19 protein-coding genes, 1 tRNA gene, 1 pseudogene and 2 riboswitches are annotated in these 23,274 nt (G+C 49.0%); of the genes and pseudogenes, 4 read left to right on the top strand and 17 right to left on the bottom strand.

From position 1 onward, the window contains the following. Positions 1-75 precede the first annotated feature (75 nt). Complete coding sequence (locus tag KS4_RS01670; RefSeq protein ID WP_145073693.1) at positions 76-1,053, bottom strand: AraC family transcriptional regulator; 978 nt, start codon at positions 1,051-1,053, stop codon at positions 76-78. Positions 1,054-1,305: 252 nt separating this feature from the next. Next, positions 1,306-1,584: an RNA recognition motif domain-containing protein gene (locus KS4_RS01665; protein ID WP_145073690.1), complete on the bottom strand. Its 279-nt coding sequence runs from the start codon at positions 1,582-1,584 to the stop codon at positions 1,306-1,308. A gap of 483 nt (positions 1,585-2,067) precedes the next feature. On the opposite strand from KS4_RS01665, the gene KS4_RS01660 reads away from it, so the two are divergent. Beyond that, positions 2,068-2,853: a DUF4190 domain-containing protein gene (locus tag KS4_RS01660; protein ID WP_145073687.1), complete on the top strand. Its 786-nt coding sequence runs from the start codon at positions 2,068-2,070 to the stop codon at positions 2,851-2,853. A 212-nt stretch (positions 2,854-3,065) separates the two neighbouring features. On the opposite strand, the gene KS4_RS01655 is transcribed toward KS4_RS01660, so the two are convergent. Beyond that, positions 3,066-6,650, bottom strand: coding sequence for a DEAD/DEAH box helicase (locus KS4_RS01655; protein ID WP_145073684.1), 3,585 nt, complete (start codon positions 6,648-6,650; stop codon positions 3,066-3,068). 361 nt (positions 6,651-7,011) lie between these two features. Here KS4_RS01655 and KS4_RS01650 point away from each other — a divergent pair, with 361 nt between their 5' ends. Then, the gene (locus KS4_RS01650; RefSeq protein ID WP_145073681.1) at positions 7,012-8,067 is read left to right on the top strand and encodes a CPBP family intramembrane glutamic endopeptidase; all 1,056 of its coding nucleotides are present in this window, start codon (positions 7,012-7,014) and stop codon (positions 8,065-8,067) included. A gap of 83 nt (positions 8,068-8,150) precedes the next feature. Here the strand turns inward: KS4_RS01650 and ribB are convergent, their stop codons facing one another. The 5 genes from ribB to KS4_RS01625 form a co-directional block, all read right to left on the bottom strand. Further along, complete coding sequence (ribB, locus tag KS4_RS01645; RefSeq protein ID WP_145073677.1) at positions 8,151-9,335, bottom strand: 3,4-dihydroxy-2-butanone-4-phosphate synthase; 1,185 nt, start codon at positions 9,333-9,335, stop codon at positions 8,151-8,153. A 242-nt stretch (positions 9,336-9,577) separates the two neighbouring features. Next, the gene (locus KS4_RS01640) at positions 9,578-9,829 is read right to left on the bottom strand and encodes a TM2 domain-containing protein (protein ID WP_145073674.1); all 252 of its coding nucleotides are present in this window, start codon (positions 9,827-9,829) and stop codon (positions 9,578-9,580) included. A gap of 142 nt (positions 9,830-9,971) precedes the next feature. Further along, positions 9,972-11,201: a M16 family metallopeptidase gene (locus KS4_RS01635; protein WP_200761460.1), complete on the bottom strand. Its 1,230-nt coding sequence runs from the start codon at positions 11,199-11,201 to the stop codon at positions 9,972-9,974. Between the two features lie 145 nt (positions 11,202-11,346). After that, positions 11,347-11,673, bottom strand: coding sequence for a thioredoxin (trxA, locus tag KS4_RS01630; protein WP_145073669.1), 327 nt, complete (start codon positions 11,671-11,673; stop codon positions 11,347-11,349). 190 nt (positions 11,674-11,863) lie between these two features. After that, on the bottom strand, positions 11,864-13,915 hold the full coding sequence (locus KS4_RS01625) for a beta-galactosidase (protein ID WP_145073666.1): 2,052 nt from the start codon (positions 13,913-13,915) through the stop codon (positions 11,864-11,866). Between the two features lie 318 nt (positions 13,916-14,233). Here KS4_RS01625 and KS4_RS01620 point away from each other — a divergent pair, with 318 nt between their 5' ends. Further along, positions 14,234-15,145, top strand: coding sequence for a trypsin-like serine protease (locus tag KS4_RS01620; protein ID WP_145073655.1), 912 nt, complete (start codon positions 14,234-14,236; stop codon positions 15,143-15,145). Between the two features lie 81 nt (positions 15,146-15,226). Here the strand turns inward: KS4_RS01620 and KS4_RS01615 are convergent, their stop codons facing one another. The 9 genes and pseudogenes from KS4_RS01615 to KS4_RS01580 all read right to left on the bottom strand — a co-directional run bounded on the left by KS4_RS01615 (position 15,227) and on the right by KS4_RS01580 (position 22,463). Continuing rightward, the gene (locus tag KS4_RS01615; RefSeq protein ID WP_145073650.1) at positions 15,227-15,466 is read right to left on the bottom strand and encodes a (2Fe-2S)-binding protein; all 240 of its coding nucleotides are present in this window, start codon (positions 15,464-15,466) and stop codon (positions 15,227-15,229) included. Positions 15,467-15,497: 31 nt separating this feature from the next. Beyond that, positions 15,498-16,328 carry a prepilin-type N-terminal cleavage/methylation domain-containing protein gene (locus KS4_RS01610; RefSeq protein WP_145081331.1) on the bottom strand — a complete coding sequence of 277 codons (831 nt, stop codon included), beginning with the start codon at positions 16,326-16,328 and terminating at the stop codon, positions 15,498-15,500. A 77-nt stretch (positions 16,329-16,405) separates the two neighbouring features. Then, positions 16,406-17,185, bottom strand: coding sequence for a DUF4465 domain-containing protein (locus KS4_RS01605; protein ID WP_145073647.1), 780 nt, complete (start codon positions 17,183-17,185; stop codon positions 16,406-16,408). Between the two features lie 73 nt (positions 17,186-17,258). Further along, positions 17,259-18,260, bottom strand: a complete 1,002-nt coding sequence (locus KS4_RS01600) for a PEP-CTERM sorting domain-containing protein (protein ID WP_145073644.1) — start codon at positions 18,258-18,260, stop codon at positions 17,259-17,261. A gap of 70 nt (positions 18,261-18,330) precedes the next feature. Next, complete coding sequence (locus KS4_RS01595; RefSeq protein ID WP_145073641.1) at positions 18,331-19,425, bottom strand: PEP-CTERM sorting domain-containing protein; 1,095 nt, start codon at positions 19,423-19,425, stop codon at positions 18,331-18,333. A 142-nt stretch (positions 19,426-19,567) separates the two neighbouring features. Continuing rightward, positions 19,568-19,839: riboswitch (cobalamin riboswitch) on the bottom strand. 120 nt (positions 19,840-19,959) lie between these two features. After that, complete coding sequence (locus tag KS4_RS01590) at positions 19,960-20,571, bottom strand: hypothetical protein (RefSeq protein WP_234698900.1); 612 nt, start codon at positions 20,569-20,571, stop codon at positions 19,960-19,962. Between the two features lie 114 nt (positions 20,572-20,685). Beyond that, positions 20,686-20,778 (bottom strand): annotated as a pseudogene (locus KS4_RS18085) (type II secretion system protein); the annotation flags it as partial. 82 nt (positions 20,779-20,860) lie between these two features. Then, positions 20,861-21,604 (bottom strand): PEP-CTERM sorting domain-containing protein, encoded by a 744-nt coding sequence (locus KS4_RS01585; protein ID WP_145073635.1) that lies wholly within the window; start codon positions 21,602-21,604, stop codon positions 20,861-20,863. 85 nt (positions 21,605-21,689) lie between these two features. Next, positions 21,690-22,463, bottom strand: a complete 774-nt coding sequence (locus KS4_RS01580; RefSeq protein ID WP_200761459.1) for a PEP-CTERM sorting domain-containing protein — start codon at positions 22,461-22,463, stop codon at positions 21,690-21,692. A 195-nt stretch (positions 22,464-22,658) separates the two neighbouring features. Then, positions 22,659-22,937, bottom strand: a riboswitch (cobalamin riboswitch). Positions 22,938-23,199: 262 nt separating this feature from the next. Between KS4_RS01580 and KS4_RS01575 the strand changes: the two genes are divergently transcribed. After that, positions 23,200-23,271, top strand: a tRNA-Gly gene (locus KS4_RS01575). The last annotated feature ends 3 nt before the right edge of the window (positions 23,272-23,274 follow it).

The raw sequence follows: 23,274 nt of genomic DNA, 5'->3' as shown, positions 1-23,274 counted from the left end.
AAGTTGCGCAGCGATAGCCTTGAGCATAGAACTCACATGAAATGGTATATGAGATACCGAAGGGATTAGCTTGGATTACGAGGTTTGCTGGCGGTTAAAATAGCGGTATAGAGAGGGGGTGGAGCCATAGAACTCACGGAAGCGTCGGTGGAAATGGGAAGGGTGCTTGAAGCCAAAGGTTTGTGCGATACTGGAGACAGACATCTCGGTGTTGATGAGGTATTCGGCGGAAGCTTCGAGACGAAGCCGGAGATGATAGCGTTGGGGTGAAATACCTACTTCGTTGGAGAAGAGGCGCACGAAATGCTTTTCAGTGAGTTTGAGTGAGTGGGAGATGTCTTTGTTGGAAACGACATCATGGAGGTTGGATCGCATCCATTTGATGGCATTGGCGACACGGCGGTCGCGTTCGAGTTGGATTTCGTCGCCGAGCTTGTGCGAGGATTGGGATTCGTTCTCGGTGGAGGTGTTGATGATGGATGGGTGGACGTGTATGCCGTGCTGCTCGCGGTAGGCGATGATGATGAGTTCTTCGAGGCAAGAGCGGAGCCGAACGAGGTAGCCGGGGAGACGAAGGCGGAATTCCTCGGACATAACAGTGATGAGGCGCTCGATACGACGGGCGGCGGGGTGTTTTAGCTCGGTCATGGGTGGATCAAGCTGAGCGAGCTGCAGGAGGGTCTGGAAAACGTCGGTCATGACCGCTTCATGGTGGTCGGGGACATCGATGTCATCACGCTTCAGCAAGCGGGGATAGATGGCGATAGAGGCGGTCCAGACGGTAGAGCGGTCACAGACGATTTCATGCCAAACGGGGGCAGGAGGGCAGATGTGGAGGCAAGGCGTGCGGAGGGGGATGTCGCCGCCTTGGTGACGGAGAATGGCGTTGCCACGGGCGAAGTATTGGACTTCGTAGAAGTTGTTATGGATGTGTGGCGCGACGGAGCCCATTTCGAGGACGGGATAGATTTGGAAAATATCATCGGGGTTGCCATAGGCAGGAAGCGAAGCGATATCGGGGGTGTGCTGAGCGGAAATGGCGGAGAGGGACATGATGATGACTTCCTAGGGGATACGAATGGCAGCGAAAGCATGCGTAGGTACGTACGCATGAGCCCCGGATTGTTTCATCAAGAGTACATATATTATTGTTAAAATTATACTCGATTTGCGCAACTGATAAACATAAATCGCGCACCCTGGTTCATGTTTCATGAAAAACAGCGTATTACGGTCGCACATGAGGCGAACGGGGCCTGTACTAGATGGGAAATGTGTTGAATTTTGGGCGCGGGAGAATGGTGATTAGGAAGCTTGCGTGGGTTCTTCGCTTTTCTTTTTGGTTTTACGTGCTTCGTTGATGGTTAAGTGCCGTCCGTTGTAGATTTTGCCGGCGAGTTGTTCGATGGCGTATAGGCCTTCTTCACGGGTGGTCATTTCGACGAAGCCAAAGCCACGTGATTTGCCGGTTTGTGGGTCGACGATAATGATCGTTTTGTCGACGTTGCCGAAGGTCTGAAAGAGCTTGCCGAGGTCATCAGCGGTGGCAGAGTATGGGAGATTTCCGACGTAGATATTGACCATATTAAACGAGTCCTGAAGCAGTCATCCCGAAGACACAGGCAGCCGCGAGAGATCGGGTCATCAAGCAGGCGACAGTGATTGGGTTGAGCGACCAGACGCAGGGAAAAAATGGCAACGGAAAAACGACATCGTCTGAAGAAGCGAAACTTGCCGGCTTGTTGGCGTATTGGAACAAAAACAAATATGAATCAACAACAACAAAGCGCGTAGAACACATGGCTGGCTCGGGTGGCGAAAAGACATGCACCCGCTCACACCACAATCATCATGTTATCTATACCTGAAGATGGGTGAATGATGCAAGGGTTTTGATCCGGTTTTTGGTTGCGGGTTATCCCAAGTTACGCGATACTGGCGTGTGAAGGCACATTTATAAAAATGATTCATGATAAGCTTTGTATTCTCCTTAAAGTGAATTTGTAATTTGGCTGGCAACCAACTGCGTGGGAATCGGGCAACATATCAAGATAAAGGGCAAACAAGATGGTAGAGACTGAAGGTGCAGCTGTTGTGGCTGATGCTGCGGAAGCTCAGGGCGAAGCTGGTGTTGCGATCTCAAAGGGATCGAAGTTGGCGCTGTGGGCAATGTTGCTTGGGGTTGGAGGAATGTTCTTGTCGTTCGTGGTGGTGGGGATACCGATTGCTTTTTTGGCAGTGGTGTTGGGATTGATGGCGCGAGGCGCGATTCAAAAATCTGGGGGGAAACTTATTGGGAAAGGGATGATGACGGTTGGTATCTTAGCTGGGCTGATTGGTTGTGTGATTGTCCCAGTCGTGCTGGTGTTTACGGTGGTGCCTGCGTTTGAGGCGATGCGAGTGAAGGCGCAGGATATGGTTGTGATGGATCAAGGAAGGGAGTTGGGGCTGGCGGTGCATGTGTATCACGAAGACAAGGGTGCGTGGCCGGGAACGATTGGGGATTTGGCGGAGAGTGGCGTGAATGAGGCGACGTTTTACATGCCACAATCGGGTCGGAGCATTCGGGCAGATTTTGCGCAGATGACTTTTGAAGACAAACGGGAGTTGATTCGTGTGCAGTCTGATTTTGTGTTCGTGCCGATTGTTGAAGGCGGGAATGCAAGCGAACGTGTGGTGATGTTTAGCAATCCGCTTGTGAGGGATTCGCAATTTATGGTGGTTGTATTTTTAGATGGGCATGCTGAAATGTTTGAAGGGGACTGGGTGAAGGAAATGCTTGGTGAAATTGAAAAACAGAATGATGGGAAAGCGTGGATGACGTTATTACATCAGCAACGGTCTAACCAATAATTAGGTTATTGGGTGGTATTTTGTATTTAACTTTGGCTGCACGGAAACTTTGATTGCTTATGTTGCAAACACCCTGCCACCGGCGGTGGCAGGCTTGAAAGAAACGCCATCGTTCAATCAATTTAGTAAGCGTTCGATGATATGATTAAAAGAAAAAGCTGCACTCTTTTGGAGTACAGCTTTTTTTGTTTGTCGGTTATTGAGGGAGGGGATTAGGAGAGGAGTTTTTCGAGGTCGTCGCGGGTGAGTGAGCGAAGGATGTTTTCTTCGCCGCCGACGATTGCGTCTGCGAGCTTACGCTTTTTGTCCTGCATTTCTGCGATGCGCTGCTCGACGGTGTCTTCACAGATCATGCGGTAAGCGAAGACAGGCTTGGTCTGACCGATACGGTAAGTACGGTCAATGGCCTGGGCTTCGACGGCAGGGTTCCACCAAGGGTCGAGAATGAAGACGTATTCGGCGGCGGTGAGGTTGAGGCCAAGACCACCGGTCTTGAGGGAGATGAGGAAAAGTGGGATCTTCTCGTCGGTCTGGAATTTCTCAACAACTTCACGTCGGTTGCGGGTTTGGCCGTCGAGATAGCAGTAGGGGATGCCGCGTTCGTCGAGCTTGCGCCGGACGAGAGAGAGCATGGAAGTGAACTGCGAGAAGACGAGTGCTTTGGAGCCTTCCTCGATGATGTCAGCGACACGTTCGAGAAGGACATCAAGTTTTGCAGAGGCTTCGTCTGCGCGGGCTTCGTCGATGAGGCCGGGGTGACAGGCTGCCTGACGGAGTCTAAGCAGCGCTTCGAGCACCATGAAGGTTGACTTGCCCATCGCGGAGCCTGTAGGGCTTGGCGCGGAAGAGTCGAGCTGCTTCATGAGGTTTTGCCGGTAGTAGCTGCGCATGTCGTCGTAGACTTTGCGCTGCTCAGGTTCCATGTGGCAGAGGATGGTTTGTTCGGTCTTCGGTGGTAGATCGGTGAGGACTTGCGCCTTGGTACGTCGGAGGATGAAGGGGCGGAGTGATGAGGCGATCTGTTGAAGCATGGTTGTTTTTGCTTCGTTTTCTTCGGAATCTTCTTCTTTTTGAGTCACGCGTGAGCCTTGACGGATGATGTCGGCAAAGCGTGCGTTTGACCCGAGCATGCCGGGGTTGAGGTACTCGAAGATTGACCATAGGTCGCCGAGATGGTTTTCGATCGGCGTACCGGTCAGGGCTAATCGGTGATTAGACCGGAGAAGCCGTGCGGATTTAGCTGATTGCGAGGCTGGGTTTTTGATGGCTTGCGCTTCGTCGAGGACGATGTAGTCGAAGTGGTAGTGTTGTAGTTCTTCGACATCGCGGCGCATGAGGCCGAAGGATGTGACGATAACATCGTGATCGTCAAAGGCGTTACGGAGTGCGATGCGATCAGCGCCGGCGTAGGCCATGACACGGAGGTCGGGTGTGAACTTTTCGGCTTCGTCGATCCAGTTGAAAACAACGGAACGGGGAACGACAACGAGTGTTGGACGGTGTTTTGGTTTTTCACCGTTGAGTGTTTGGTCGATGTGATCTTCGATTCCGAGATAACGGGCTTCGAGCATGGAGAGGACTTGGACGGTTTTACCGAGCCCCATGTCGTCGGCGAGGATGCCGTTCATGCCGAAGGTGCGGAGGAACTTGAACCAGCCGAGACCTTCACGCTGATAAGGGCGGAGTGTTCCGTGGAACTTACCGGGCGCGGGGTCGAGAGGCTTGATGCCTTCGAAGGCTTTGAGTTGATCGCGAGCGACTTTGAATTGCTCGTCGACAGAAACGAGTTCACGTTCATCGAGAAGCGAATCAAGGAGCGCGGCCTGGGAGGCTTTGAAGCGGAGGTGATCGTCTTCGAGTTCACCCATTGCGGTGAGTAGGCCGTGTTCATCGAGCCATTGCTCGGGAAGGAGGCCTTGTGAGCCGTCACCGAGTGTGATCATGGATTCGCCGTTGCGAGCAGCGGCAAGGATTTCTGGTAATGAGACTTCTTGTTCTTCGCCATCGGCGCGGTGGTATTTGACTGTGCCGCGGAGTTCGAACCAATCGACGTTGGATGCGATGGAGAGGTTTGGCGGGCCTGCGGTGCGGACGTTGAGTCGGTCGGCTGAGATGATCCAATCGTTGGACATGAGGTGTGTGACGACGAATGCCATCTGCTTGTATGGGAGGAGAAGCATGTCGGGGTTTGCGGCGTTGGCTTGGCGGAGGCCGCAGGTTGCGAGCTGGGCGATGGCGTCGCGTTCGGCTTTGCGATCGCGGCGGATGAGGACGCCTTGCGGCGGGAGTTCGATGACTTCTTCATCGCCTTCAATGGCGGCTGGGTCTTCGGGTGATTCAGGTGTGACGAATGCTTCGGCGCGCGTGTCTGGCGCGGCAGTGATAGCGATTGCGTTGGGGTCTTCGTCTGGGGGGGTTGCTTCGGCAGCATCTTCTGGTGGGTTGATGAGTGTGCCTGGTGTCATGGGGACGAAGCGTCCGGCTTGCGATGGGTAGATGCGGCGGCCGTCGTATTCGAACCAGACGCGAGCGGCGAGTTGGTTGCGTGCATTTGAGTTGAGTACGGCGGAAGCTTCTGCTGTGCCGGGCGAGAATAAGTCGAGGTGTGGTTTGGGTTCGACGTGACGCTCTTCGCGGCCGAAGCCAGCGGGGAGGTCGATCTCGGGGAGCTGCGGGAGCATGTAGAGGCGCTCAAGGAAGCGGTTGATGTCGTCGTTGGGGATGTGGATGGCGTGTGTTTTTGTTTCGTCTTCGCTGCGATCGTGCTCACGGAACTGTGAGACCCAGCGGTAGGCATCGCGGTCATCGAAGGGTGCGATGAAGTTGTCGTAGTAGATGAGGCCGTGTGAGCCGCCGATGATGAGTTTGGGGTAAGCGATGGGGAGGGTTTGATCTTTGCGGCGAAGTTGTGCGTTGATGACGAGTTCATCTTCGACTTCGGTGCCAACCATCCAGAGTCGCCATGTGCCGTTGTCGTCCCAATGGATGGGGAATTCATCAGGGCCGGAGATGTCATCCCCGAGATCGATGAAACAGCGGCTAGTCTGGATCATCTTCTGGACGATCATGTGTTGAGCGCCCGAAGGGAGCCGGAAGGTTGCGTGCGGGCGGCCGCCGCGTGGGTAGTCGGAGTCATCGTCTTCGGAGACTTGAGCGCCGCCGATGACGAGTGATGTGAGTTCGCGGTCGATGGGATCGGAAAGTGTGCCGATGAGGTCGTCGTTGACTTTGAGTGGTTTCATCTTTGACCAACCAGAGGATTGGCTGGAGCGCTGACGGAGTTCGATGACGAGGGATTGATAGCGGTGCGAAAGATTGGGGATGACGACGTAGCAGATTTGACGTTGCGAAGGGAGGACTGGGGGCGTGGGGGCTTTGCGTTCGTAGGAGGGAACGCGGAGGAGCGAGAGGCGTGTGACCCATTCGGGTTCTTTTGGCCTGCGGGGCGCTGCGGAGGCGGCGCGCTTTTTAGCTTTGAGTGCGCGTGCGCGAAGCCTCATCAGGTCTTGCTTTGAAGCGCCGGGGCCTGAGGAAGAGTTTTGAACGTCAACGAGTGTTGCCCAGACGTGTTTGCAGTATGCGCCGGACTGAAAGTGGGGGCATGTGCAGTCAGCGGCTGCTTGTTTTCCGTCTTGTTCGATGATGACGGTATGAGTTTCGTTGTCGTCGATCATAGCGCGGACAAGCTCTTCACCGACAGGGTCGATGCGTTTGACTTTGCCATCAAGTTGCAGGGTGCGTCCACTCATTCGGACAGCACTCTGGAAAAACGGAGACCAGATCGTCATCAAGGACATCTAAGCGTTCCCTCGCTGAATTTGTGTACTGATAAAAATCCTGAGCATGATTGTGTTGCCGCGTGGACGTCATGCGCAAGTGGGTTGGAGGGGGAGTCGGCTGTGTGGAGCTGATTCCCAAACCCTTCAGCCTACATGAGCCCACGTTGAACTGCAATAGTGATGGTTCTTCCACATGCTTTTACTGAGCAACTTGACAAAAAGGGTCATTTTTGAGTGTCATTTGTCATGGCTCACGCGTTGACTGGTAGGTCGTTATATAGATTGCGGTCATGAACTGATATTTGGCTTGATCATATACCTGCGAGTCCCGATGTGTCATCACTCAGGCTGGTACATTCAAGGGTGATTTTAGGAGGGTGTGATCACAGAAACATGTTGGCTGGGTGCAAAAAATGAGGTGATGGTCTATGCTGATGTGATGAATGTGATGAAGATGATTGCAGAGGCGGGCGGTGAGGTTGCGAGCGATAGCGGCAGGCAGGTTATATCGTCGTTAAACGAGCTGGGCGGGCAGATTGTGATGATTCCCGTTGCTGTATTGATCGTGGGGTATTGGATATGGAGCAAGCGACTAAGTAGACATGCGTTCGATGGGTCGCCGAGACATTTGGCGAGCTGGGGCGTGTTTGATTTACTGATCGTGTTCGGGTTGTGGCTGATGGGAGGGGCGGTATTTTCGTTAGGTTTGGTTGAAGTGGTATCACGAGGGATGTTGCCGGGCATGACCCTTGGGGATGGAGGGATGCGGTTTGGGTCCATTGAGCAACAGGCGGCGATCAGTTTGATTGGTCAACTGATGCAGTATTCACCGCCGGTGTGGTATGTGGTGTGGAAATGCTTGCAGGGCAAAGGCGGGCTGAAGGAATTTGGGTTACAGCCTCGCTCGGTTGGGGGCGATGTGTTGGCGGGGGTATTAGCGTTTGTAGCGGGGATGCCGGTGATCCTGGGGATGCTTGCCATTGCGATTGCGGGGACGGTGATGCTGGGCGGCACGGTGGAATTATTGGGACACGAGATTCTGATCACGATCTCGCAGAGCAAGTCGATGGGAGCCATTGCGATTTTTGGTGTGAGTGCGATTGTGGTTGCGCCGATCGTGGAAGAGGTTTTGTTTCGTGGTGCGATGCAGACCACTTTATTCAATCTGTTGATTAGAGGTCATGCCGATGATAAACGCATGGAATTGATTGTGAGGTGGGGCGTTGTATTTGTGTCAGCGATTGTGTTTATGTCGATCCATATGAGTGCTGTGCCGAGTTGGCAGCCATTGGTCGGACATTTCACGTTGGGATTGATTTTGGCGTGGTTATATGAGCGAAGAGGGTCGTTGTGGCCGTGCATCATTCTGCATGCGTTGTTTAATGCGTTTAATTTTGGGTTTGTGGTATTGCAGTATTCACTAAGCAACGGTTAGATGAGACAGGATAATCATAAGAAAACCACGCATTTCTGCGTGGTTTTTGTTTGGCAATACTGAAGGATGGCGGGGGGAGGGAGTTATTTGATCGGGACGAAGTTGTCGATCTCAAGGCCGAAGCCGGAGAGGGCTGTGGGGGTGAAGGGGTGGTTGGTGAGAAGATCGAGTTTACGGACGCCAAGATCGCGAAGGATTTGGGAACCGATGCCGTATTCGCGTTTGTCTTTCGGGGGCTTGATCCCGGGGGTTTCGTGGGCGGCACCGATCTTGATGCGATCTTCACCGGCTAACTCATGGTTAGCTGGGAGTGATGCGGTTTGGAGGTCTTTGAGGACGCCTGTGCCCATAGAGTCGTGGCGAAGATAGACGATGGCTCCGGAGCCATTGGATTGGATTTTTTGCATGGCTTTGTGAAGTGTGACGCCTGAGGGTTGGGATTGATCACCAAAAACATCGCCGAGGATGTTTTGGGAATGCATGCGAACGAGAATGGGGTCATCGTGTTCAATGGGGTTACCGGTGCCGTCGAGCGTACCCACATCGCCGCAAACGAGCGCAACGTGCGGGAAGGGGTCAACTTGCGAACGATAGGCGATGAGGGTGAATGTGCCATAGGGCGTTTCTATGGGTTGTTCGGCAATGCGGGTGATGAGTTTGTCGCGTTGCATGCGGTATTCGATGACGTCTGCGGTGGTACACATTTTGATGTTGTGGGTTTTGCAGAATTTTTCGAGTTCGGGCCGGCGAGCCATGGTGCCATCAGGGTTCATGACTTCAAAGATGACCGCAGCGGGCTGGAGGCCGGCAAGTTTACAGAGGTCAACGGAGCCTTCGGTTTGTCCGGCGCGGACAAGGCAGCCACCGTCACGAGCGCGTAGGGGCTGAACGTGGCCGGGACGTGCGAGGTCGTGGATCTTAGTATTGGGGTCGGCGAGGAGTTTGCACGTAATGGAGCGATCGAGTGTTGAGACGCCGGTGGTGACACCGAAGCGGGCGTGGCCGTCGACGGTAACTGTGTATGCAGTCGTGAGTTGTGAGGTATTGACGGCGGCAAGAGGGCCAAGATCAAGATGATCGCAAACTTCGCCAGAAAGCGCGACGCAGAGGAGACCGCGACCTTCACGGAGCATGAAGTTGATGTTTTCTGGGGTTGCGAATTCGGCAGCACAAACAAGGTCACCCTCATTTTCACGCGATTCATCGTCGGCGAGAATAATCATGCGGCCTTGGCGGAGTTCGTCGAGAATTTCTGGGATGATTTCCATAAGGGTATTTTCGGGTAGTTGTGGGATAAAGTCGAATTTGTGATTGTTTGCGCATAAAAATAGCCCATTATGTGCGATAACGGGCTGAAAATTCTGAATATTTGGAACAGGAGAGGTTTAGAACGTCTTGCGTAAAGACTCACTTGTTGACCAGAAGGTCGTTTGTGACTTGATGAGGTAGCGTAAGCTATTTTACTGTTTACTCACTTCAGCAAGACCTGTGAATAATCACGCAATTTGCTTTAGAACCAAGCTTTTTTGTTGGTGATGTATTCGTCAACAAATTCCTGGTCGGATTTAGTGAGGTAGATGATGCCTTCGACGAGGCCGATGAGCGATCCTAAACCACAGGTGAGGATCGTGATGACGATACGGAGGATACCACCGACGGGATCACCGAGGATGAAACGGTGCAGGCCAAGGCCACCTAAGAGGATGCCGAGGATGCCAGCTAGAACTTTTTTATCTGCGCCGGGGATTTGTCCTTCACTCATGATTACTCTCCTGAAGTCAGTGAATACAAGCGGGCAAAATCAGGGACTCACACGCTGGTTTGATATTGCATAAGACATGATGCCGCAATCAGCAAGATTTCGCAATACTTAATAATTATTTATCGTTTCAGTTGCGATACGACTAGGACGATTCTGCGGGTGTCAGTCGAAGAATGGTTTGAGGGCTGAATCGATACTGATTAAAGACACGTTGAACGTCATCACGATCAATGGTTGCGAACCGAGCGAGCTCATCAGAGAGCGTAAGATATTCGCCTTGATAGGCCCATTGCGCGGCGATGGCTTGCATTCGACCGAGCGGACGCTCGCCTTGGAGTGTGGCGAGTGTTGCGAGCTTGTTTTTGGCACGTTCGATTTCGCTGGGATCAATTTCGTCGATCGCGTGATTCAAGACATCAATGAGGATGGATTCGACTTGCTCGCCCTTATCGGGATCGCAGGATGCGTAGGCGTAGAATGAGCCGATTTGGTCATACCCGAGGAAGGCCATGTCAGCTTCGTCGGCGAGGCCGGGATCAATGAGTGACCAATAGATGCGGGAACCTTCGGTATCGCCGAGATAATCGGCTAATACTTTTGCGGCATAGCGGTCATTGTCTTGAGCGGATGGGCCGGGTGCCATGAGGCCGATGTAGTGGCGATTCGTGCGATCATCAGCGACAGTGCGGGCTGAAGCGGTGAAATTGGGTGTGATGTACTGACGTTTTGTGGCGGAAGGCGCCCAATGGCCGGAGATTTTTTCAACTTCTTCGACGAGTTGGTTCCAATCGATTTTGCCTGTGGCGGCCACAATGATGTTGTCGGGCGAATAGCGTTCGGCAAAATAGGCTCGCATCTGTGATGCGGTCATGTCGGTAATCGTTTGGGGTGTACCGAGAACACGGAAGCCAAGGGTGTGTGAGCCAAAGAAATCTTCGAGGAGTTGGTCTTGTAGACGCCAATGAGGTCGATCGTCATACATGCCGATCTCTTCGATGATGACGTTTTTCTCCATATTGAACTCTTCATCGCGGAGAGAGGGTCTCATGATGTCGCCGAGAAGATCGATGGATGGTGCGAGATACTCGGGGAGAATATGCGCGAAGTAGAAGGTCACTTCATGTGAGGTATAGGCGTTGTAATTGGCACCCATTTCGTCGAATTCACGGTTTACATCGTCTGCGGTACGGCGCTGCGTGCCTTTAAACATCATGTGCTCGAGGAAGTGCGAGACACCCATGTCAGCGGGGGTTTCATCGCGTGCACCTGTTTTGACAAGGTAGCCGACGGCGGCGGTGTGAGCGTCGGGATTGATTTCGGCGACGATGGTGAGGCCGTTAGGGAGTGTGGTGTGTTTGAATTGGATGCTCATTAAAATTGATTCCGGGTGGGTGCTATTGAGGCCGCATTGTATCGGGTTGAGAGAGTGACGACTAGCGAGGCATAAGTGGTTACAGGTATAAAAAAACCGGCACATCCAAGAAGATGCACCGGTGATATATCACTGTAGGATCCGATTAATATTTGCTGAGTTCTTCAGCAAAATCGGATTTTGGTGTGACGCCGACGAATTTACGGACAACTTCACCCTTATTGAAGAGGATGATGGTTGGGATCGCAGAGATGCCGTACTTGACGGAAACTTCGCGGCTATCGTCGGTATTCACTTTGCCAACTTTGACTTTGCCTGCAAATTCGCCAGCCAATTCGTCAATGACAGGAGCGAGCATACGGCAAGGCATGCACCATTCAGCCCAGAAATCAACTAATACAGGGAGGTCGCTGCTAACCACTTCCTGTTCAAAATTATCGTCTGTCAGTTCGAGCACAGCATCGCTTGCCATGATAGATCTCCTGGTAGTTGTGTTAGACCGGTGCGTCTTGCAGAGGTCAACAACGATTTTAGGCATGATAGAGGATCACATCAACCACTCAGCCATTAATCGCGATTGGGTTTATTGCCTGTTACTACTTTGACTAATGCTTGAACGAAACAATATATTCCCGATATTTTCGGTTGCAAATCGCACGGTTTTACTGGGATTTAACAAAGATTTGCACATCATAGGGCCTGAGGCATGTCGATTGAGCGGGAGAATTGTCAGCAAATGAAGTCCAATTATCTCGGGGGAGATCGCATTGAGTCGTGGAACCGAGCATATTGATGACGAAAAGGTATGTTTTGTTTTGTTTGTGACGCTGAGTCATCATGACGCCGTGTGGCATGTTGGTGATGAACTCAACTAGGCCAGCACGCTGAAGAAGGCTGCGGTACCAATTTCGGAGCAGATCGCGGGGAAGGCCGATCGCTTGATAGTAGGCGGCGCCTTGGCCGAGTTGGTTTCGCGTGAGTGAGGGACGGCCCGCATAAAACTCGGAAGCATAGATGGCGAGTTGCTCGGCAGCGTTTAGATGAATGAGTTCGCAATATTGCTGCCCCGACAACGACTCTGAATGGTCACCGAGCCAGTCACCGCTATCTTCGAGCTTGACCCGTTCATCCTCACGCAAGCAATCCACTTCTTCCGACGAGATCCCGAGTAGATCACGCAGGTCACCGAGCCTGCCACCGGGTGAGCAAAGTAGATCATCGTTGGTGATACCCGACCAATAGGTTGTGGTGAAGTGGCCACCATGCTTGACGAATGATTTGATGCGTTCGACAAAATTGGGCTGGAGCATGTATGCGACTGGAGCGGTGATGAATTGATAGTCCGTGAAATCGGCGGTTTGATCAATGACATCGACATCAAGACCGAGTTCTAACAGGGCCCGGTAGTGCTTGAGAATGATTTCGTTGTATTGATCTGCAGTAGGGCCGCCATGATTGTTTTCTAACCCCCAGATAGATTCTGTATCAAAAATGATGGCGACTTTAGTTTTACATGTCGAACCTAAAATTTTATTTAGATTAGATAATCTTTGACGAAGAGATCTTACTTCACGTGTGACGCGTGTATCGGTTGGGCCGTCTTGAATGAGGATGGCGCCGTGATGCTTTTCGATACTGCCGCGACCGGCACGGAATTGAAAGTACATGACGCTATCGGAGCCGTGAGCGATCGCCCGAAGACTGTGCATTTCGTGTGTGCCGGGTCGCTTGAGTCGTTGTGGATGGAAGTATTGTGGGACACTGGGGCAACTTTCGATGAGGTACCACGGTCGATCTTTCTTAAGGGAACGAATAGCATTCAAGAATAAGGATTCCTGATACAAGTTATGAAGTTCCTCATCAGGTTTGCCATAGGTCCGGGGATAGGAATCGTATGAAAGAAAATCGAGTTCAGGTGCGAGCTTAACGTAGTCAGCGAGTTGTAAGTGGCCATGCATATTGGTCGTCACAGGCTTGCTGCAGTGAGTACGAATCGAGGCGATTTCATGTTTAAGGAAATTGCACATGATGTCTGCGTTATAGCGATACCAATTAAGACCAAGTGCTTCGATTGAATGATCACCCGGCCGAATCTGATCCCAATTCTGGTAAGTGTGTGACCAGAAATGTGTCCACCACGCTTGATTCAATTCTTCGAGATCATTGTTATAACGCTGCTTGAGCCAACTTTGGAAAGATGCAATACAGCGATCGCAGTAGCAACGAGCCCAATCGGTGTAGCCGCCGTATTCATTGTTGATGTGCCAACCAATAACGGTTTCGCAGTTGGCATAACGATGAGCGATTTGATCAATAATGCGAGCGGTTTTTTCACGATAGACTAGGCTAGTCCAACAAAAATTATGGCGGTTCTTGGGATACTCACGCGAGTTGTCTTTAAGTGTGAGGCAAACTTCCGGATACTTACATGCAAGCCACATCGGACGAGCAGCAGTCGGCGTCGCGAGAAAAACGTGGACACCTGCTTTACCTAGTTTATCAATTCTCTCATCAAGCCAATCGAATTCGAATCGGCCTTCCTCAGGCTCAAGTGTAGACCATGCAAAAATACCCAATGAGACGGCATTCACACCAAGCGATTGCATGACATCAATATCCTGATCAAGAATGTCAGTGCGATGAAGCCATTGATCAGGGTTGTAATCTCCACCTAAGAGTAAATCTTTTACAGTTGGAAAAATATGCAATGACATTAAATCAACCTTGTCCCGTTTGTGATGTGAATGAAATATTCAATGCCTACATAGATCAATTCGAGGTAGCCTGCGAATATTTTCGAGACAACAGTTTATCAGAGGCAATACACTGCTGTTAGTGTTTTTTGATGATTCCTCACGTGCAATTAACGAACTACAAACACAGACATGACCCGATAAAACACGCTAACACTGATCCGTATTATATTTTTGAAATAGTACTCGGATCGAGTCGATTAATCTGGTATATTAAGCGTGCAGATCTGTCGAGATAGCAGCATTTCACGCTCGACACGAGGAGTAGAAGGAGAGGCGATGACTCAATATTTTGTAAAAAAACTATCCCTAGCAGCTGTTCTTACGTTTGTAGCGGCAGCACCTTACACTGCATCTGCAGTGATTATTTCAGGGGGATTTGGAGATAGTGCACCGTTAAATGAAACCGCACCGGCTGACGATCCGGGATGGGCTCATGTTGGTCGTATGGGAACCATGAGTTCTGATAATGCGACTGGCGTGTATCTAGGCAATGGCTGGGCATTAACTGCAAATCATGTGGGCGGAAAAGGCTCAATCATGCTTGGCGGTTCACAGTACAACGCTCTTGGTGGTACCGGCCAGCAGTTACTTAACCCTGATGGCACGCTAACGGATCTGTATATATTCAAACTGAATATCCCAGTCACTGATCCGATTGCCTCGTTACCGGTATTAGAAATTGCAGACACGACGCCGACTTCAGGTACCGACGGTATCTTTATTGGCACAGGCTATACGCAGAATAGCGCAACACCAGATTTAGCATTTGGTAGCGTGATTGAAAACGGATTCAACGTTAGCACCACAGAACGTGCAAAGAAGTGGTCACCTACTGAGGTTACCAATTCGCCGACTCTCTCTGATGTACCGTTGAATTTGCAACATTTGTTTTTCACACAGTTCAGCGTGCTTGAACCCTCAGGACAGGCAGCGAACAAAGATTCTGGCTCGTCCATTTTTGTCAAAAATAATGACGATGAATGGGTGCTAGCTGGGCTCGCTCACTTTATACTAGGTGAAGAAGGGCAGCCGAATAATACTGCTGTCCACAACAACCTGACGGCTTGGTCTGATCTTTCAGTTTACAGAGATCAGATCTACAACATTATCCCGGAGCCGGGCAGCATCGCATTACTTGCTGCTACTCTCGTACCTTTGCTTACGACACGGCAACGCCGTCGGGCTTAAATTTGATCTTTCTCCTCCTACGGAAAACACCTGCATTTTATGCGGGTGTTTTCTTTTTAGGATTTAAATCAAACACTCAATTCACTTATCACAACCATCGCATGATGAAGTACATTGTACAACTTCATCCTCCGAAATAATCCGATCAAATGCCACCTGCCCCGTTCGACGCATCTCGTATAAATACGGCACGCATAACCCACAACCTGACCCAACACTTGTTTCCTGCATGACTTGCTCAAGCGACAGCCCTCGCCTGTTCATCTTTTCAGACAAGTCTGCAAACAAACGTTTATAACATAGACAACGATCGATATTCATAACAGTTAATTCAGAATCACCTAACTGTCGATTAGTTCAAGTCAAACAGTTCATTCGATTGAGGGCCAAACCAGCCAAATCCCAGCTCCAAAGCTTCGTCACCAGTAACAACACTATGTGTTTGATAGCTAACGCTAAATTCAATCTGTTGCCGATCAACATGCCCATCTACCCATGCAACATTTGTCGTACCACTATGCCTAAAATTTATTGTCGGATTTGGGCGCATCGTGCTAGGCGGACCAGGATTTAGTTGCCAAAACGGTGGTTCACAGAATGAATATTCCGAAAACAGATCCTTGTTATCGTCAATCACGTATCCAGCATCAGTAAACATAACGGTTTGCGCTGGGTTTCTAACATCAGCCGAACGAGCACTCTGGCTAGCAGCAAACGTGCCAATTCCGTGCAGATCATTACGCCCGCCGATATATTGCTGGTTGTAGCCGTAACCACCACAACTATTCTCAAAGCCCGGTTGATAGTTCTCTTCTTTAATAAACTGCGGGCATTCCTTCACCTCAGCGGTCTCGCCATAATACGGCGTTAAGTCGCCGCGTTTATAGTCAAATGGCTCACTGGTATTATTGGTATCGCGTTTACCATGCCAACGCTCCTTGTTTGTCCAGACAAAAGGATCCTCAACATTGGCTGCACGGACATAGAAATCTTTGTTGTCGACTGAGTAACTCGTATTTGCAATCGCCAGCTGTCTGATATTCGAACTACAAACAATCGTCAGCGCTGTACGCCTAGCTGAACTTAATGCAGGTAACAAAATGCCAATAAGCAGAGCGATGATGCTGATAACCACCAGCAATTCAATCAAAGTAAACCCTATTTGTTGAGCTTCTTTTCGCATTAACTACTATCTCAAGGTTTCGGCAAAAGCTCGTTAACGATTTCCATCGATAACGAGCGGGAAAAGGGGATGTTCTATTATTCACGACGTCGTAATAATGCCAGACCAGAAATGCCAAGCAATACCCCACCCGCGGGCTCTGGCACGAGCGTAACGTTATCAATTGCAAAGTACGTTGGCGTATTGATACCAAATGATCCAACATCTGAAGATGTCATCGTGATTTCGATTTTGTCTACCAAACCCAATGCAGAAAGGTCAACCCACTCCCAACTATCGACGATATAATCATCCAATTGATTATCAAAGCGGTAATCCGCTAGATAAAAATCGATGTCACCGACAGATTGCCCTGAAAGAATGCCTGTAAAAGTAACCTTCAACCAATCTGCGTCATTACCTGTAGCCCCACCAAATTTTTTAGCAAAAGAATCACCGTTCTTCATCGATAACGCCGTATATGTTGCATTAGTAATCTGCAGACCCGATACGGTAGTCGCTTCATCTAAGCTAAAAGTTGGCTTCATTGACGCATATGTTGAGTAATATGCAACCGCATAAATATCATCACCAGCACCTGCCCCATGACCCGTAATCGCACTGTACTGATTGCTAAAATCAGCAGTCGTCGTATCACTCATATTGGAGTACGCGAAGCCATCCCATGAACCGTATGCGCTGTTGTAATTATTAAAGAACGTTACAGGGCCAGATTGAAAGCTGCCCGCTTCGTCACTACCGTTGTAATAACTCTCATTATTAGCCAACGCCAAACCATCAAAATCAACAACGGTATTGGCATTCGCCACCGTTCCGGTTGTTATCATTATCGTTGCTGTAACAATTGCGATCTTCATCAATTTTCCCTCTCATTTTTATGAATTTGCTTGTACCAACTCTTCTCAAGCTGCACGAAGAAGTTTTACTTATTTATGCACGCTTTGATCTGTTTGAAAAACATCCCAACAAACCCAATGCCAACAACATCGTTGCGGCCCCGGGTTCCGGCACCTGGTTAATGACACCCAACGCTTCAAAATCCAAACCGCCAGATCCCCACGTAACCCAAGCGTCATAAATAGCACGTCCTTCGCTATCCTGAAAAGTGCCGTTGCCAGCGATATCTACAATTTTGACATAATTAATCTCATCAAGATCAACCACACCCGACAACACAAGTTCATGATTTTCAAGATCACTCAAATCAAACGGCGTCCCCCAACTCTCGCCATACGCGTTCGAATGCTTGCCAACTAAATTGTGTACATTGCTCACGTCCTGCGAAAGGTACGCATAGTTGCTTGGCAAACCGTCACCATTTTCATAGTTCAGATATGTGCTTGGGAACTGTGCAAAATCAATACCATTCGTTGAAACCTCGACAAAACCCAGCTCGGCAAACATTAAACCTGCCGTTGCTCCACCACTAGCGTTATAGTTTGATACAAAACCATTCTCGAAAGCAGCAAAGTCCGCGCCCTCACCATTTGTAATTGCCTTGTCGAAGGTCAACACAAGCGTGCCTGCAGGATTTGCAGTTGGATTCGTTAGATGATTTGCAATCTCATCAGCATCCATGTCACCAAGCGACACCGTATGCATGTTCTTCCCGGTAACTGCACCTGTCGCAAGTGAAGGATCAGCAAACTGACTTCCGATTCCATTCATGCCATAAGTACCCACTTCATCCGAAGGCTTATATAGTTGCACACCCGTCGCCCAACTCTTAAAAATTGGGTTGACGAAATTACCATTACTATCAGTCGCCTGAACACCATCGCCAGCATCACCCACAAATCCCGGAATACCCGCATCAATATAACCTGCTTCGCCTGCACCACCCTTGCCTGGCGAATAAGGGCCTGCATATACAGATGAAGCGGTGATCATCGAAAGCCCCGCAGCCAACAAGTAAGCCGTTTGCATTTTCATCGTTTTTCTCCTGTAAAAACGCTAAAAATCTACTGTCCGTGGTAACAAACAGCAGATAAAAAAGGGGATTTTATTTGCGGCGACACAACAACATCACACCACCCAAGCCAAGCAGCGCTAAGCTTGTAGGTTCTGGAACCATAGTAATCATCGAGAAACCACCAGTCGCGACACTTGAAGCAATCAGTGGATCACCTGCGAGGAAATCGCCCTCAATAGCCATTGGGCCAAACCAAGCAAAACCTTCGTCAGGTGTCTTTGTATAGATCTCACGATACCCCTTAGGATCAGAAGCATCGAGCATGCCAAGAACACTGCCTGAAGTGAATGAGTTCGCCGTGAAAAATACATGCCCCGCATCATCAACTGCAATACCATTACCACCACCTGGGAGCGAAAGCAGCATCTCACCATCTTCAACATCTAAATAAGTATCTGCTTCACCCGCGTAAAGATCATTGGTAACCGAAGCAACCTGATCAGCGGTCCACTTATACAACTTACTATTACTGAAATCATAAGTTGCATAGTAAACATCACCATTCGACGCGACAGCTACATAGGCTGAATTACCCGCTGTTTTGATAAGCGTATCGTGACGCGCCACATCAGTAACACCCGCATTGTGATCAAATGCAAAAATGTAATTATCTTGCCCCGTACCACCATTCCATGGCTCGGCCAATCCAGATACATACAACTGGCCGTTACTAACATCAGCTCCATAAGCATTGATCATCTGAACGCCATTTTTACCCGGCGTAACCCATGCACTCGAGCTGACATCATATGTATAAACATCACTACGTGATCCATCCGAATAAGCAGCGAAATGAAAACGATTATTAACCGAATCGTAAACACCAAACGGATCGCCAAAACCATTCGAATTAACACCGTTAGGTGGAGCACCAAAAATGGTTTTTTCACCAGTCGTTAAATCATATGCCAGATAGGATTTGTGATTTTGACCACTCTCATCTTTATAGGCTCCCCAACCATGAATCTTGCCATCACCTACTGAGAATTGACCAATAGCACCGAAACCCGTCGAAGTGAGTTCTAAACCCTCAGCCAAACCTGCTTGTACATTGGCGTGGCCTGCCATCATCATGGTTGCAACCAAAGCGGAACGACCTAAAAAACGAAAAACTGCCTTATGCATCTAAACTCTCCCTGTCCCGTTACGCGCGGAACGACCTCCGAAGTAAAAAAACTTCAGTCCTCGTATAGGCAAATAACCGAACATAAATCTGATGCAAGGAGGTAATAGCAGATTTCCGTGCGGTGTCCCAATACGCGAGGACAACTCATAGCACTCTCAGGCAGGTCTTCCGGCTTAGAGCTTTCATATAATCGCTTGCCTTCCCAACTAATCCGTTGCAGATCAGTCAGTGACTAACGCGATTTATGATCAGCCAGATCTCATCTGGCCAGCTCATCACGGCGGCGCGTCCGCGGAGGATTCTTCAACACATCACGAATTTCATAATCCGTAACGGTCAAATCACCTCACTTCCCTATTTTCATAAAGCAAATCAATATTCTTTGCTGCTTTACCTGATAGTCCATACAACGTAACCCGATCTGCTCCCCAATGCAATTCGGTATCTCCATCACAACCCAAATTCCACCCAACTGTGACTCCCAACACACCTCACTCTAGCTAAGCCACCCCATTTCACACCTAAATCAACAATCATTCCAAACTGCCATATGGCGTATCCATTCCATAATCACCATGTGTCAGATTCCCCGCACCATCCCCGCCAATATCCTCATACATCCGCTCAATCGTCTCAAACCCCTCTGCCCTCGCATGCCCATCAAGATAAGACACATTCGTTTTCCCATGATGCCGAAAGTGTGCAAACCCACCGAATTGATTCTCCACCTTTAGATATATCGCATCATTGAACTGCTTGTCACCTAAACCATCTAAATGAACCCCATCAGCAAACATCACAATTTCACTCGTACGAAAAAACTGTGTAATTCTAAAATATGGCGTGATCGGCAAATTGAATTTCTTACACAAACTTATCGGCGTGTACTGAACACCTGTAACATATGCATTCATGCCATAACTAGCGGCCTGTTTATCAAACTTCTCAAAATAACCATCGGCATCGTACGGAAAATCTGGACACACTATCCTTTCATCCATCGCACCAGATAGAAAGCTTGCCAGAATAGCATCTGCAAGGTCTAACTTTCGCATAGTAGATCCGGGCCCAACGTATCGTTGATTCTCTTCACCAAACCAATATTTGGTTGTATCCATTGTTTCGCGATGTAGATAATGTGGCATGTAATCATCATTGGCACTCGTGTAATTCAATGTTGCAATCGAAAGCTGTCTAATATTGGACAAGCACAGTGACGCTCTGGCCGCAATACGTGCAGCAGACAGTGCAGGCAATAAAATACCGATCAAAATCGAAATAATACTGATAGTTACAAGCAACTCAATCAACGTGAACCCACTGGTTTTTCGTTTTCTTTCGCTTACGTACATACAATAATCCGATCTAACTTGCTATTGCTAAATAAAGCCCGTCATCTGTTTTCACAGACAACGGACGGGAAAAAGGAATGTTCTATTTATTGCGCCGGCATAAAACAAGTACGCAACCCAAACCTAACAGTGAAATCGAAGCAGGCTCAGGAACCGCTAACACAGGAGCCGAAATCACATCTGAAGGAGCTTGCCCCGAACCGACCTCTGAGAAATTACTGTAGCTCCAACCCTGCCAGCCACCATTCTCCAACTCCAAGGAACTCATCCCTAATGGTGAATAATTCCATTCACCTCCATCAAATGGATTCGTCTCATACGAAGTCCAGTACGACCAATAGCCTGTGTACCAACCTGATGCATGATGATCGTCTGCATCTAATGCCTCCCACATATCCGAATCTGTATACGCATCAACAACATCAATAAAACCACTTTCGTCCGGCTTACTCACGAGACCCGCAAAATCCAAACCAACTCGACCAATAACACCCAATTCTCCATCTTGATCAATATCGTAGCCAAATCCAGCTAGATTCGATCCATACTGCGTTCCACGCTTACTCATGTAGTACAAAGATGGGTCCGCAGCAGCTATCGCTTCCACCATGTCCTCCCCTGTTTGCTCACCGTCCCATCGATATCCCCAGACCATTCCTTTTCCCTTATCGTCTCCCCACTCAATCACTAAAGCTGCTTCATTAGCACCCTCACCAACCCAAAAACTAATATCATCGAAACTACCAATACCCGCATACGCTTGAGTTGTCCACAACGTGACTAGTAAAGCACTAACAAATAATTGAATTGTTTTACCATCTCTCATCATCTTATCCTTTAAAAACTGTTACAGATTGCCTACCAAAGCCTGTTGTTTACTCTCGCAAACAACAGGCGGGAAAAGGGGATGTTTATTTATATTGACGCCGTCGCATTGCAATCATTAATCCACCCACCCCGATTAACAACAAGCTCATCGGCTCTGGAACCGCATAGACACCTGCAAGACGAACGGGTGATTGCACTGAATTAAACGAAGGCACTTCAATCTTCACATATCGAATATACTCAAGCCCTGTACCACTAATGTCATACCAATTTCCCTCTCCCTCCTCAGGATCATCAAAGACAATCTCGTTATAATCTGCCGCCCTTCCATTGCCAAAATTATCCAATTCCTTTCCACCGGGCTTCTGTTTAAAAGCATTGAAACCTGCATCTAATTTCACACCAGGATTCCCTACAACATCTGTAACCACAAACCAATCTGTACCGTTTGCACTAACACTCACAACCGCATTTTGTGCACTGTCATTCATACCGTTCGCAGTATAAACACCAAGTTCTGGCCCAACCGGGTCACTTACAACATCCTCACTCATCTCAAGAACTATCTCTGCGTTAGGTCCTAGAAATGTTATTTGCGAGGTCTTAAATAACGGATTTCCTTCTGTAACTAAGTATTCACGACCCCAAAAACTCGTAGTTCGATCCATCTCACCCAAAACAACTTCGGGGTTTGTGTAATACGGATCCCAAGGCACACTCCATCCCGAAAATTGTTCTCCAGTTTCATGGTTCACAACACGATCTGCAGTAATCGGTGCTGCATTAGTACAATCAATCAAACCAATAAAACCCGCATTAGCGCATACGATAGCCAAAAGCGATATACGACTCTTCATCATGAACATCCTGTATGTAAATCAATTCTGTTCCGAACAACGCGCAGAACAGCCCTGCCCAATAAAATAATCTTGATCATCGCGGGGAGTGCATTTGCACAAATCTAGAAAGGACAAGCCATGCAGGGATGACGTACAGCCGATTATTGATCAGTACTGTACTCTTGCGCCTTCCGATCCCGATTCGCGAGGATCCACAATAGGCACCCATTGGCAGGTCTTCCGGCTTAGAGCTTCTACTTCATCAATCGCTTGCCTTCCCAATCGATCCATTGCAGATCAATCAGTGACTATCGCGTTTGACTCAGTGGCTGACAACCTCAGTCATCTCACCAGCTCATCACGGCGGCGCGTCCGCGAAGGATTCATCCCATTAACCCACTGCCTAACAGCGGGGAAGGATTCACCTCACTTCTCTTTTCAAGCAACTTTATCTAAACAAAAAAATTGCTAACCAATAAGTTCAACTCAACATACCGACTCAAATTCTGGCCGTCAATTATCCCCAATCAATTTCATCCCATTCCACCCAGTAAAGCCAATTTATACTCACCCATAAAATCAAAAACAAATCATAAGCGCATATATTTATTGCATTTAGAGCAAATAAATCCTGATATCAACACCCCTAGCACTTTAGTCTTCCACACATTCTTCACAGCCTGTTTCTCTGATTCACCAACTTGCATCACTCAAAATTTGCGATAAACTACCTCTCTCTAAATGAGACACCAATGCGGGTGTAGCTCAGTGGTAGAGCGTCACGTTGCCAACGTGAATGTCGTGAGTTCAAATCTCATCACCCGCTTTT

The organism is Poriferisphaera corsica, from assembly GCF_007747445.1.
In the GTDB taxonomy this organism is placed as follows: Bacteria; Planctomycetota; Phycisphaerae; order Phycisphaerales; family Phycisphaeraceae; genus Poriferisphaera; species Poriferisphaera corsica.
Note: the sequence above shows the minus strand (reverse complement) of the source record. Positions and strands in the feature narration are given on the sequence as shown.

Bases quoted from the DNA above. Each gene is read 5' to 3' on its own strand.
- KS4_RS01590 (WP_234698900.1), bottom strand. From the start codon at position 20,571: ATGCCACATTATCTACATCGCGAAACAATGGATACAACCAAATATTGG.
- ribB (WP_145073677.1), bottom strand. From the start codon at position 9,335: ATGGAAATCATCCCAGAAATTCTCGACGAACTCCGCCAAGGCCGCATG.
- KS4_RS01610 (WP_145081331.1), bottom strand. From the start codon at position 16,328: ATGCGAAAAGAAGCTCAACAAATAGGGTTTACTTTGATTGAATTGCTG.
- KS4_RS01620 (WP_145073655.1), top strand. From the start codon at position 14,234: ATGACTCAATATTTTGTAAAAAAACTATCCCTAGCAGCTGTTCTTACG.
- KS4_RS01635 (WP_200761460.1), bottom strand. From the start codon at position 11,201: ATGAGCATCCAATTCAAACACACCACACTCCCTAACGGCCTCACCATC.
- KS4_RS01600 (WP_145073644.1), bottom strand. From the start codon at position 18,260: ATGAAAATGCAAACGGCTTACTTGTTGGCTGCGGGGCTTTCGATGATC.
- KS4_RS01640 (WP_145073674.1), bottom strand. From the start codon at position 9,829: ATGAGTGAAGGACAAATCCCCGGCGCAGATAAAAAAGTTCTAGCTGGC.
- KS4_RS01655 (WP_145073684.1), bottom strand. From the start codon at position 6,650: ATGTCCTTGATGACGATCTGGTCTCCGTTTTTCCAGAGTGCTGTCCGA.
- KS4_RS01615 (WP_145073650.1), bottom strand. From the start codon at position 15,466: ATGAATATCGATCGTTGTCTATGTTATAAACGTTTGTTTGCAGACTTG.
- KS4_RS01625 (WP_145073666.1), bottom strand. From the start codon at position 13,915: ATGTCATTGCATATTTTTCCAACTGTAAAAGATTTACTCTTAGGTGGA.
- KS4_RS01605 (WP_145073647.1), bottom strand. From the start codon at position 17,185: ATGAAGATCGCAATTGTTACAGCAACGATAATGATAACAACCGGAACG.
- KS4_RS01670 (WP_145073693.1), bottom strand. From the start codon at position 1,053: ATGTCCCTCTCCGCCATTTCCGCTCAGCACACCCCCGATATCGCTTCG.
- KS4_RS01585 (WP_145073635.1), bottom strand. From the start codon at position 21,604: ATGAGAGATGGTAAAACAATTCAATTATTTGTTAGTGCTTTACTAGTC.
- KS4_RS01660 (WP_145073687.1), top strand. From the start codon at position 2,068: ATGGTAGAGACTGAAGGTGCAGCTGTTGTGGCTGATGCTGCGGAAGCT.
- KS4_RS01665 (WP_145073690.1), bottom strand. From the start codon at position 1,584: ATGGTCAATATCTACGTCGGAAATCTCCCATACTCTGCCACCGCTGAT.
- KS4_RS01580 (WP_200761459.1), bottom strand. From the start codon at position 22,463: ATGAAGAGTCGTATATCGCTTTTGGCTATCGTATGCGCTAATGCGGGT.
- KS4_RS01595 (WP_145073641.1), bottom strand. From the start codon at position 19,425: ATGCATAAGGCAGTTTTTCGTTTTTTAGGTCGTTCCGCTTTGGTTGCA.
- trxA (WP_145073669.1), bottom strand. From the start codon at position 11,673: ATGGCAAGCGATGCTGTGCTCGAACTGACAGACGATAATTTTGAACAG.